The organism is Confluentibacter citreus (assembly GCF_002807055.1).
In the GTDB taxonomy this organism is placed as follows: Bacteria; Bacteroidota; Bacteroidia; order Flavobacteriales; family Flavobacteriaceae; genus Confluentibacter; species Confluentibacter citreus.
The window spans coordinates 114144-127090 of sequence record NZ_NIXN01000004.1; the positions used below are offsets into that span (position 1 = coordinate 114144).

6 protein-coding genes are annotated in these 12947 nt (G+C 36.1%); all 6 read left to right on the plus strand.

Annotated features, from left to right (window positions below):
* Nucleotides 1-61: 61 nt before the first annotated feature.
* Nucleotides 62-2248, plus strand: a complete 2187-nt coding sequence (locus CDH49_RS09780) for an alpha-N-acetylglucosaminidase (RefSeq protein ID WP_100615333.1) — start codon at nucleotides 62-64, stop codon at nucleotides 2246-2248.
* A gap of 63 nt (nucleotides 2249-2311) precedes the next feature.
* On the plus strand, nucleotides 2312-3655 hold the full coding sequence (locus CDH49_RS09785; RefSeq protein ID WP_100615334.1) for a sugar MFS transporter: 1344 nt from the start codon (nucleotides 2312-2314) through the stop codon (nucleotides 3653-3655).
* Between the two features lie 33 nt (nucleotides 3656-3688).
* Entirely contained in the window at nucleotides 3689-5617 is a 1929-nt protein-coding gene (nagB, locus tag CDH49_RS09790; protein WP_100615335.1) for a glucosamine-6-phosphate deaminase, read from the plus strand.
* A 155-nt stretch (nucleotides 5618-5772) separates the two neighbouring features.
* Nucleotides 5773-8781, plus strand: coding sequence for a SusC/RagA family TonB-linked outer membrane protein (locus tag CDH49_RS09795; RefSeq protein WP_100615336.1), 3009 nt, complete (start codon nucleotides 5773-5775; stop codon nucleotides 8779-8781).
* A 24-nt stretch (nucleotides 8782-8805) separates the two neighbouring features.
* Complete coding sequence (locus tag CDH49_RS09800; protein WP_100615337.1) at nucleotides 8806-10419, plus strand: RagB/SusD family nutrient uptake outer membrane protein; 1614 nt, start codon at nucleotides 8806-8808, stop codon at nucleotides 10417-10419.
* A gap of 213 nt (nucleotides 10420-10632) precedes the next feature.
* Nucleotides 10633-12927: a GH92 family glycosyl hydrolase gene (locus CDH49_RS09805; protein WP_239970638.1), complete on the plus strand. Its 2295-nt coding sequence runs from the start codon at nucleotides 10633-10635 to the stop codon at nucleotides 12925-12927.
* The last annotated feature ends 20 nt before the right edge of the window (nucleotides 12928-12947 follow it).

Sequence of the window (12947 nt, forward strand, 5' to 3'; positions counted from 1 at the left end):
TTCCAATAACAAAAGTGCTACATTAATTAATAAAGTTTAAGCTTCAATCTAATTTTTCACAATGAAAAAAAAGTATTTAAAAATTCAATACCGTAAGTCATTTAAAATTTTTGTTCCGCTTTTATTGATGTCATTTTTTTTGATATTCACTATATCATGTAAAAATACAAAAGAAACAAAAAGTAAAAGTGCCTATGAGGTCATAGAAAACCTTATTGGTGAACGCGCCAATGATTTTGAACTCATTATTGTTGAAAACCAAGATAAAACGTCTTCAGATTGGTTTGAAATTGAAGCAACAGCAAACAAAGTAACAATCAAAGGAACAACACATACGGCCATTTGTTATGCAGCTTATCATTTTCTTAAGGATGTTGGGGCAGTTTTGGTTAGCTGGGAAGGCAATAGAATAAATTGGCCTAAAACATGGCCAATTTATTCTAAAAAAGGTGCAACACCTTTTAAATATAGAGAATATTTAAATGCCTGCACGTTTGGATATACCACACCTTGGTGGGACTGGGAGCGGTGGTCGCAAGAAATAGATTGGATGGCACTTCATGGAGTCAATTTTCCAACGGCACTTGAGGGACAAGAAATTGTTTGGCAACAGTTATGGAAAGAATATGGGTTAACAGATAGCCAATTGCAAGAGCATTTTGCAGGGCCTGCATTTTTACCATGGCAACGCATGGGTAACATCAATAGCCACGAAGGACCATTACCACAAAAGTGGATTGATAAAAAATCGGACATTCAGAAAAAAATACTGCAAAAAATGAGGGCGTTAGGGATGCATCCCGTTGTGCCAGCTTTTAGTGGCTATGTACCAAAAGCATTTGCGGAAAAATATTCAAAATCAAAAATAAGCGAATTAAGTTCTTGGTCTGGTGGTGGTTTTGAAAGCACGTTTTTGTTGGATCCTAAAGATCCGCTATTTAAAGAAATAGGAAAACGGTTTATAGAATTATATTCAGAATTGTACGGACAATCAGATTTTTATTTAGCCGATTCATTTAATGAAATCGAACCTCCTGTATCTGAAGAAAACAAGTATGAAGAATTATCAGATTATGGAAAAACTATTTATGAAACCATTAATGAAGCAGCACCTGGGGCAACTTGGGTGATGCAAGGGTGGCTTTTTGGTAACGATAAAGATTATTGGACAAAAGAAGCCACGATGGCTTTTTTAAGTAAGGTTCCTGATGACAGATTAATCATTCAAGATTATGCCAATGATAGGTACAAGGTATGGGAACATCAAGAAGCCTTTTATGGAAAACAATGGACTTATGGGTATGTTCATAATTACGGAGGTTCCAATCCGGTTTACGGTGATTTGAATTTTTATAATTATGAGCTTAAGCGTTTATTAGATAACCCAAACAAAGGAAACTTGGTGGGTTATGGCGTCATGCCAGAGGGATTGAATAATAACCCAGTTGTTTACGAATACATTTATGATCTTGCATGGGCACAAGGGAAAGAACCCGTAAACCAATGGTTGAAAACGTACTTAAATGCTAGATATGGGAACACGTCCGATAGGGTTTTTGAAGCATGGAAATTATTAATGGAATCTGTTTATAGTACTAAATATTGGGAGACCCGTTGGTGGGATAGTAGAGCAGGAGCCTATTTGTTTTTTAAAAGACCAACTATAAAGATTACTGAATTTAAAGGAAATCCGGGTGATAAAGAAAAGCTGAAAAAGGCTTTGGATATGTTGATTCAAGAATCTAAAAACTTTGATGAAAATAGCCTTTTTTATTATGACTTATTGGATGTATCCAGACATTATTATTCTTTATGTATTGATGATTTATTGGTAGAATGTGTTAAGGCTTATAACGCAAAGGAATTAACAAAAGGAGATGAATTGTACAAAAAAATAGAGAAACAATCTTTAGATATAGATACCATGCTTTTAGGTCAACCCATAAATAGTTTAAATCACTGGTTAACATCTGCCTACAATTATGGAGATTCTGCGGAAGAATCTAAATTCTATTTAAAAAATGCCAAAATGCTCATTACTTTATGGGGAGGTGAAGGTCATTTAAATGATTATGCCTCCAGATCATGGCAAGGCATGTATAAAGAATTTTATTGGCCAAGGTGGAGCATGTTCTTACAGGCACTAAGAGAATCTACTGTAACTAATCAACCTTTTGATGAATTAAAAGAAAGACAATTGATAAAGGAATGGGAAATAAATTGGTGTCATAGTGATGATATGTATTAATCCAATACTTAAAATTATAGACAGTTAACAAAATAATATCTATTAATAATATAAACTAACCTTATGTCTACAACCAAACCTCATACAATTTCCAATAACCATTTAGTTCCCATTATAATCATTGCAGGATTATTTTTCATTTTTGGTTTTGTAACATGGATAAATGGGGCTCTCATCCCTTTTATGAAAACCATAAACGAGTTAACCGATGCGCAATCTTATTTTGTAGCTACGGCATCCTATATTTCCTTTGTGGTGATGGCGTTGCCTGCTTCTTATATTCTAAATAAAATCGGGTATAAAAAAGGCATGTCCTTAGGTTTAATCATAATGGCGGTTGGTGCTTTAGTCTTTATTCCTGCCGCGGAAGCGCGAACCTATTGGATTTTTTTAACAGGTATTTTTATTCAGGGAATAGGCATGACACTCTTACAAACGGCAGCCAATCCTTATATTACCATACTAGGTCCTATAGAAAGTGGTGCAAAGCGTATTGCCATTATGGGAATTGCAAACAAAACAGCGGGAGCTTTAGGGTCATTGATTTTTGGTGCTTTATTGTTATCTGGTATAGATGAAGTTAAAGAGAAATTATCAAGCGTATCTGTAGAAGAAAAAGACGTGCTTTTAGATACTATGGCAGATAGTGTGTTTATGCCTTATCTTGTTATGGCTTTGGTTTTATTTGTTTTAGGAATATTAATCAGAAAAGCCCCCTTGCCCCATGTTGAAGCCGCTGAAGCTGAAGAGGTAAAGGATGGGGAAACAACCAAAACAAGTATTTTTCAATTTCCCAATTTATGGTTAGGTGTGTTAACCTTGTTTGTGTATGTAGGTGCAGAAGTCATTGCTGGCGACACTATCATTGCTTATGGTATTTCTTTAGGGTTCTCTGCGGCAGATGCAAAATTCTTTACCACATTAACCCTTTTGGCAATGGTGGCCACTTATGCCATAGGAGCTCTTTTAATTCCTAAATATTTAAAACAAAGCACAGCACTTAAGATGAGTGCGGTATTGGGCATAGTTTTTAGTGTGTGTATTTTATTGACTTCAGGATTAACCTCTGTACTGTTTGTTGCATGTTTAGGGATTTCAAACGCGTTGGTTTGGCCAGCCGTATGGCCTTTGACATTAGAGGGTTTGGGCAAGTTCACTAAAGCGGCATCGGCTTTACTTATTATGGCAATTTCAGGAGGGGCTATCATACCACCTTTGTACGGACGCTTGGTAGATACCAATAAGCAGAACCTTATGGCAGAAGGGGTTGGAGAAGTTGAGGCGTTAGCATCGGCAGCCAATAGTAGTTATTGGATATTGATTCCTTGTTATGCCTTTATATTGATTTTTGCAGTATGGGGACACACATATAAAAGTTGGTCTAATAGGAAAAGGTCATTAAAATAATCAAAATATATAATCAAAAATAAATCAAAAACAATGTTAAAGAGTGGTATAGATAAGGCAACAAGTTTTGAAAAACGATTCGAGAATATAGGGACTGTAGTTTACCAAAATTCAACAGAGGCCTCCAGATCCGTTGCCAAGGAAATAGCGGATTTAATAAAAGTAAAACAGGCCCAAAAACAGCCTTGTATATTGGGGTTGGCAACTGGTTCGTCCCCAAAGGGATTGTATGCAGAACTGGTACGTTTGCACCGGCAAGAAGGGCTTAGTTTTAAGAATGTCATCTCCTTTAACTTGGATGAGTATTACCCCATGGAGCCAGATTCCATCAATAGCTATGTGCGGTTTATGAAAGAGCAGCTTTTCAACCACGTGGACATACTTGCCGAAAATTACCATATTCCAGATGGCACATTAACAAAGGAGGCCATTTCAGATTATTGCAGTCATTACGAAGCAAAAATAGAAGCCTTAGGAGGTATCGATTTGCAGATTTTGGGCATTGGCGGCAATGGTCACATTGGCTTTAACGAGTCAGGTTCGCTCCAAAACTCAAAGACACGCTTGGTGGCTTTAGACCACATAACAAGGGTTGCGGCAAGCAATGATTTTTCAGGATTGAATAACACACCGCGTACGGCGATTACCTTAGGAGTGAAAAAGATCATGGAGGCAAAACGGGTGATATTGATGGCCTGGGGTGAAGGAAAATCGAATATTATAAAAGCTTCCGTTGAAGGTACGGTTACCAATTTGGTACCAGCATCATTTTTGCAGGAGCATAATAACGCCATGTTTGTTTTGGATAAAGCAGCGGCATCCAAATTAACACGTATCAATACGCCGTGGCTGGTTGAAAAAGTAAATTGGACGGATAAGCTCATCAGAAAAGCTGTTTTAGGTTTGGCGCTTCATTTAAAAAAACCAATCTTGATGTTAACCGATGCCGATTATATTGAGAACGGCATGAGCGACTTATTGGCAGATTCTGGACCAGCATACGATATTAATATTAAAATTTTCAATAAACTTCAAAATACTATTACGGGCTGGCCAGGAGGCAAACCAAATGCCGATGATATCAAACGACCAGAACGTGCAGAACCAGCTAAAAAGCGAGTACTTATTTTTAGTCCACATCCAGATGATGATATCATAAGCATGGGGGGCACTTTCAAGCGCCTTCAGGAACAAGGGCATGAAGTACATGTAGGTTATCAAACTTCGGGCAATATAGCTGTTGCTGATGATGAAGCTCTCAGGTTTGCCAGTTTTGTTTGTGATTATAATACTAAGTTCAGTATAGAAAGTAAAGAGGCCAAAGCAATATATAAAAAAGCTGAAGCATTTCTTAAGAATAAAAAAGCAAGTGAAATAGATATTCCTGAAGTTAGGTACATTAAAGGTTTGATACGAAAAGGCGAAGCACAATCTACCTGTTATTTTGTGGGTTTACCAGATAACCAAATCCATTTTATGGAACTTCCCTTTTATGAAACGGGTACCATAGAGAAAAAACCGTTGGGAGAGGAAGATATCCAAATAACAATGGATTTAATAGAAAAAATTAAACCCCATCAAATTTATGCTGCGGGTGATTTGGCAGATCCGCATGGCACCCACAAAGTATGCTTGGATGCCGTATTTGAAGCTGTGAAACGTTTAAAACCTAAAAAGTTCATGGATGATTGTTGGGTTTGGTTGTATCGTGGTGCTTGGCAAGAATGGGGCATTGATGAAATTGACATGGCCGTGCCTATGGGGCCAGACCAAGTTCTAGAAAAGAGGAAAGGAATTTTCAAACACCAGTCCCAAAAAGATGGCGTGGTATTCCAAGGAGCAGATAGTAGGGAATTTTGGCAACGTGCCGAGGACAGAAATAGGGAAACTGCCGATTTGTATGACCAATTAGGCCTGTCACACTATGCAGCCATGGAGGCTTTTGTAAGATGGATATATTAATCTTAAAAAATCAAAAAAATAGTGGTGATTTATACTAATAAAATGGCATTATTACAAGGATTAATGAAAATATCCATACAATTGAATAAGATGTCCATTACTTAACAAGTCTTTAACAATAGTTTAGCACAACTAATTAATTAAACAATCTCAATATGGAAAAACTTAAACTTTTATTATTAGCCTTTTTTATAGGCTTCTCATTTAATTCTTGGGCGCAATCGACAGAAGTGTCTGGGGTGGTTTTAGATGAGCAAGGTGTGCCTTTATCTGGTGCCAGTGTGCAAGAAAAAGGTACAACTAATGGTGCTGCTGCAGATTTTGATGGGGCATTTAAATTATCTGTTTCCAATAGAAATGCTACATTACTCATTTCTTATGTTGGTTATGTAACAAAAGAAGTTGCATTAACTGGAGCAACCAGTTATACAATTAATCTACAACCAGACGCTACTGGCTTAGATGAAATTGTATTGGTAGGTTATGGGGAAGGATCTCGTAAAAATCTAACAACCTCTGTTACTTCGGTAAAAGCCGAAGAATTAAATAGAGGCGCCATTAGTGATGTTGGACAATTATTACAAGGTAAAGTTTCGGGATTGAATATTTCGGCAAGTGGCAACCCTAACAGAAATTCATCAGTTGTTTTACGTGGAGCTTCTACATTAAATAGTTCACAAGGGCCATTTTATGTAGTTGATGGTATTCCAGGTGTTGATATCTCGGTTATTTCACCAGATGATATCGCTACTATTGATGTTCTTAAGGATGCTGCAGCAACAGCTATTTATGGTAATCGTGCCGCAAATGGTGTTATTATGGTTACTACAAAAAAGGGGAGTCAAGATAAAGCTCAAATTAGTTACAATGGCTATTTTGGCTTTGAGAGGGTTTCCAATCAACTTGATATGATGGATTCAAATCAATTAAGGGCCTTTTTAGCTGAAAATAATTTAAGTTTTACTCCTGAAAATGATAGAGGAACCAACACCAATTGGCAAAAAGAAATTTTAAGATCAGGTGGGGCGCTTTCAAGTAGTCATAATATAGCTTTAAGAGGCGGAGGCGAGCATGGTAATTATTCTGCAAGTTTAACATCACTAAAAAGAGAAGGTGTTATTAAAACAAGTGAATTTTCACGTATTATAGCGAATTTATCCATTGAGCAATTTGCTTTTGATGATAAAGTTAAGTTTGGTTTGAATGTTACCAATTCAAATACTACCAATAATAATGTTGCCCAGCTTAACACGGTGCTTTTGCAATCTATTAGCCATCTTCCCGTTTCTCCAGTTAGAAATGATGATGGAACGTATTTTGAAAATTTCAATAATTCAGGATATTTTAACCCAGTAGCTCTCATAGAGAATGGAGATGATGATACCAAATCAAATAATTTAATTGGTAACTTCACGATAGAGGCAAAACTTCCTTTTGATCTTACTTATAACTTGAATGTTGCACATCAAAAAGTAAGTGCTTTACATGGTGAGTTTTATAATAGTTATTATGCGCAATATAATACGGCCAATTTTTACAACAATCCAGATCCACCACAAACAAAATCTTTGGTGAATTTTGGTGTAAATGGTTCGGCTTTAAGAAACTTCTATCAAAACACTAACAATATAGTTGAGAGTTATTTAACTTGGGATAAGACTTTAGGAGATCATGATATAAAAGCCGTAGTAGGTTATTCATGGCAAGAAAACACTTTAGGTGATGGTTTTCAGGCAACTACAACTAATTTTCCTGTAGATAATGTAAGCTATAATAACTTGGCTTTAAGTAATTATACTTCGGTAAATGGTTATGTAGTAAATTTTGGAGATAGTAGAGCATATCAAAAAACACGTTTAATTTCTCAGTTCGGACGTTTGAATTATAATTATAAGGATAAATATCTTTTACAAGGAACCATTAGAAGAGACGGGGGCTCCATGTTTGGAGCAAACAACCAGTGGGGTTATTTTCCTTCAGTAGGTGGTGCTTGGAGAGTGGATAAAGAAGATTTTATGCAAAACCAAAATATTTTTACTGATTTAAAATTCCGTGCTAGTTATGGTGTAACTGGTAACTCTTCAGGATTTAATGCTTATACAGCTCAATTTATTTCAGGAAGCCTTGGAACCTTCTATTATAATGGACAACAAATTGGGGCTTATGGGCCAAGTCAGGCTGCTAATCCAGATTTAAAATGGGAAAAAACATCCACCACGAATTTAGGTGTTGATTTCTCCATATTTAATGGAAATTTAACAGCGTCGATTGATGTTTACGATAAGGAAACTACCGACATGATTTTTAATTATAATGTTAATCCAGTACTCGTTCCAGTGGGATCAATTGTAGCTAATGGCGGTTCTATATCCAATAAAGGTATTGAGGTTAGTTTAGGTGCAACTCCAGTTAAAACGGAAAACTTTAGATGGTCTACTAATTTAAATTTAGCCCACAATAAAAATGAGATTACAAAATTAACAAATCCGTTTTTTATAGGTGGAGATTCCATTAGAAGGGTACAACCAGATGGTGGAGGGCAAACTGGGGCTACTTTACAAATTTTTAAAGAAGGTAAACCTCTAGGACAATTCTTTACACTTCATTACGCTGGAAAAGATTCTGATGGTGTTTCTCAATATTATGACAGAAACGGAGATTTAACAACAACGCCATTGAATGGTGTGGATTATCATTATATGGGAAATGCACAACCAAAATTGCTATTGGGTTGGTCTAATAATTTTGAGTACAAAAATTTTGATTTGAACATCTTTATACGTGGGGTATTTGGTAATAAGATTTTTAATGCAACCCGTGCAGATTTATTCAGGCCAAGTACAGCCATGTCCAATAATATTTTAGTGGATGCTGCGAATGAATCCCCAGAGGATCTTAATGCCTATAAATATTCTTCACGTTTTATTGAAGATGGAAGTTATATTAGATTGGATAACATGACATTGGGATACAACATTCAAAATGTTAGCCCATTTATTAAGAAGTTACGTGTATACAGTACGGTAAATAATTTGTTTGTAATTACTAAGTATAGTGGAGTTGATCCAGAGGTAGAACAAGGAGGAACTGCTCCAGGAGTAGATTCAAATAACTTTTACCCGAAAACCCGAACCGTATTGGTAGGTTTTAATGTGATATTCTAATAATAAATATAAATATTTTAAACTATGAAAAAAATACTTAAATATATAGGACTATCAATAGCACTTATTGGTTTGTTATGGTCCTGCGACAATCTGGAAGTGCCAATAACAACGCAGTTAACACCTGATGTATTTCCACAAAATTCAGAACAATACATACAGGCAGCAGGCCCTGTTTATGCCGCATTTCGTGGAGAATTTGCATTTGCTTGGTGGTGGACAAGTACACTAACTACAGACGAAGCTATTTTACCGGCAAGAGGGGGAAACTGGTTTGACAATAGAAACTATATAAGCTTGCATATGCATGATTGGACAGAGGATTCAGGTAACTTGTCAAGTCTGTGGGATTGGACATCTAAAGTTGTGGGCATTAGTAATCAAGCTATTTCAATTTTAGACAAAACCATGCCTGAAGGTGGAGAGAAGTCAACCATGATTTCAGAAGTAAAAACGATGAGAGCCATCAGTTACTTTATGATGATGGATGCCTTTGGAAATGTGCCTTTAGATACTGTTTATGGGGATTTTAGTTCTCGTGCTAAGTCTGATAGAAAAGTGGTGTTTGAATTTGTTGAAAAAGAACTTAAAAAAGCCATTCCTAATTTAAGGGCAGAATCTGATATATCAACCTATGGAAGACCAAATAAGCAAACTGCAAATGCCTTACTGGCAAAAATGTATTTAAATGCAGAGGTTTATACAGGTACGGCACGTTACAATGATTGTATTGCTGCTTGTGATGCCGTCATTAATTCTGGTTTATATGCTATAGAACCAAGAAGTACATATTTACAAATGTTTTATCCAAATAATGGACCACAAATGAAAGAATTTATCTTTGCGGTACCTTTCGATCCTACAGCGTCAACTACTGGTTTTAATGGTCAAATGTTTCATTCTCGTTATGATGTCCCCAGATCTTTACAAGCTAAATTCGGTCTTTCTTTCAGGCCAAGTGCACCAAGGAGTACGCTACCAGAATTTTATGCAAATTTTGATGATCCTAATGATATTCGTAATGATCAATGGCTCACCGGTTTGCAATTTATGAATGATGGCGTAACGCCTGTAATGGTTACTACAACCAAAAGAGGATATGACCAATTTTATACGGGTTCAGATGGGGGAGATTCTTATACTTACCAAGTTGAGTTAACACCAGATATCGTACTTCGTCAAAGTGTTGCTTTGTTTGATTTAGGAAATGACGAGATTGCTTGGAATATGGGTTATAGAAATATTAAGTTCTATCCAGATGCTACGTCAACAAATCGTAATCAAAATAACGATGTGCCATTTTTACGTTATTCAGATGTAATCTTAATGAAAGCTGAAGCTATTCTTAGAGGTGGTACTGCTACTTTGGGAGATACACCACTGTCTCTTGTTAATATGATTCGTTCTAATCGTACTACATCTCCAGCATGGTCTGGTGTTACATTAGAAGATATCTACAAGGAAAGAGCTCGTGAATTTGCACACGAAGCATGGCGTAGAAATGATATGATTCGATTTGGCGAGTTTGAAGGACAATGGGGTTTCAAAACAAATGCAGATACCTATCGTCGTATTTTTCCTATACCAACAAACGCTTTGGTTTTAAATCCTGCTCTAACCCAAAACGATGGATATTGATTAGTCAAAAGTTTTTAAATTAAGTTGATTGGAATTTAAGAAGGAGAGGAAGGCTAAAATTTCTTCTCCTTTTTTAGTTAAAGACAACAATTTGAAATTGATTTTTTAATCCTTTTTTCTTTATCTCAATTTGGGACCTTATCATCTTATTTCCAAGTTTGTTCAAGAAATATTTCACAATGTGAATATAATAGAAGTATAAAATTAAATAGAATGATTATTAGATATATAGGACTCCTTCTTTTTCTTGTTTTTTTTGCGTCTTGTAAAACCAAAAAACAAATTTCTATTGAAAAAGAAACCTTAGTAGATAAGGTATATCCTTTTTTAGATACTGAAAATTCAAGATGGTTTTTCTTTTCATCCGCTAGCCGTCCTTTTGGAATGGTTAATTTAAGTCCGGATACGCAAATTGAAGGCGATTGGGGCACTGGGTATCGCTACAATACGGACACCATAAAAGGCTTCAGTCATATTCATTGTTGGCAACTATCTGGGATTTCTGTGATGCCAGTCGTAACAAGTAATTCAAATAAGGAATCCATTTTTACCGATTTCTACTCAAAATTCAGCCATGAAACCGAAAATGCAACTCCTGGATACCATTCACTGGTATTGGATAGATATCAAATAACAGCGGAGTTAACGAGTACAAAGAGGGTCGGTTTTCATAATTATACGTTTCCAAATTCTGAGGAAAAAGATATTCTTTTTAATCTAAACACTGTTTTAGGACCTTGCGAAAATGTAGAAGGGGTTTTAGAACAGACTAATGATAATGAACTCACAGGGTCTTTGGTAATGGCTCCAACACATAGACGTCCGAAGCCTTTTAAGGTTTATTTTAAAATTAGTATAAATACGCCCATTACAGTAATACAAAAGGATACTACAACGGCTAATTATTTAATAAGTCTAGGGGGATCAGACAGAACAGTATTGATGAAAATCGGGATTTCCTATACGTCCATTGAAAATGCTGCCAATAATATGGAAGCAGAGTTGCCCCATTGGGATTTTGATAAAGTGGTTGATGATTCAAAAACAGAATGGGATGGCATGTTATCGAGAATTCAAGTCGAAGGAGGAACCGATACAGATCAAAAACGATTTTATACTGATTTATGGCATGCTTTGCAAGGCAGAAGAACCATTAGCGATGTTAATGGGGCCTATCCAGATAATACAGGTAAAACGTTTAGAATTGGTCAGTTGCCATTAGATTCAGTTGGTAAACCTAAATTTAACCATTACAATTCCGATTCGTTTTGGGGCGCACAATGGACTATCAATACCCTTTGGGGATTGGCATATCCTGAGATTATGGAAGAGTTTGTACATTCCTTAATGCAATATTATAAAGATGGGGGTATGATTCCTCGTGGCCCATCGGGGGGGGATTATACGTTTGTAATGACGGGAGCATCGGCAACACCATTCATCGTGAGTGCTATTCAAAAAGGAATCATAAAAGAGAATTTGGAATTTATTTATATGGCACTCAAAAAAAACCACATGCTTGGTGGTATTATGGGAAAAGCCGGTTACGAGCATACTACGGATATAGGAGGTGGTTTAAAATATTATTTAGAAAAAGGCTATGTGCCCTATCCGCTTCCTGATGGCGATTTTGGTTTGCATCAGGATGGAGCTAGTCAAACTATGGAATATGCTTATCAAGATTGGACTTTAGCGCAATTGGCTAAGAAATTGAATCACGAAGAAGATTACAATTATTTTATGGCCAGATCTAAAAATTATCAACATGTGTTTGATAACTCCATAGGTTGGATGCGTCCTAAAAATATAGATGGAACATGGTTGGAAAACTTTGATCATTATCAATATGAAAATGGATTTATAGAATCAAATGCAGCACAATCTACCTGGTTTGTTCCACATGATATGGATGGTTTAGCACTATTGATGGGCGGAAAAGACAAAGCTATGGAAAAATTAAATACACAATTTGAAACAGCCAAAGCATTAAAGTTTACTTCAGGGACATCACATGATGCCGAACTGCACCCAGAGTATAGTCGCATTCCAATCAATTTCGGAAATCAACCTTCCATACAAACCTCATTTATATTTAACCAATTAGGTAGACCGGATTTAACGCAGTATTGGACAAGAAGTGTTATCAAAGAAACATTTAGTGGATTAGCACCAAGTACAGGTTACAATGGCGATGAAGACCAAGGCTTAATGGGTAGTTTGAATGTGTTGCTTAAAATGGGATTGTTCCAAATGAATGGCGGTACAGAAGACAATCCAGCATATCAAATAGGGAGTCCTATTTTCAACAAAGTGACCATACAATTACATCCAAAATATTATTCAGGTGAAACATTTGTTATTAAGGCACCTGATAATAGTGCAGAGCAGATTTATATAAATAAGTTAGAACTAAATAATAAACCATTAAGACACCTAAATATATCTCATGATGCCATTACAAATGGTGGTGAGTTGTACTTGGAAATGTCTAGCAAACCGAATCAGTAATGAACTAATCTTGACTTTTT

Bases quoted from the DNA above. Each gene is read 5' to 3' on its own strand.
- CDH49_RS09785 (WP_100615334.1), top strand. From the start codon at position 2,312: ATGTCTACAACCAAACCTCATACAATTTCCAATAACCATTTAGTTCCC.
- CDH49_RS09800 (WP_100615337.1), top strand. From the start codon at position 8,806: ATGAAAAAAATACTTAAATATATAGGACTATCAATAGCACTTATTGGT.
- CDH49_RS09805 (WP_239970638.1), top strand. From the start codon at position 10,633: ATGATTATTAGATATATAGGACTCCTTCTTTTTCTTGTTTTTTTTGCG.
- CDH49_RS09795 (WP_100615336.1), top strand. From the start codon at position 5,773: ATGGAAAAACTTAAACTTTTATTATTAGCCTTTTTTATAGGCTTCTCA.
- CDH49_RS09780 (WP_100615333.1), top strand. From the start codon at position 62: ATGAAAAAAAAGTATTTAAAAATTCAATACCGTAAGTCATTTAAAATT.
- nagB (WP_100615335.1), top strand. From the start codon at position 3,689: ATGTTAAAGAGTGGTATAGATAAGGCAACAAGTTTTGAAAAACGATTC.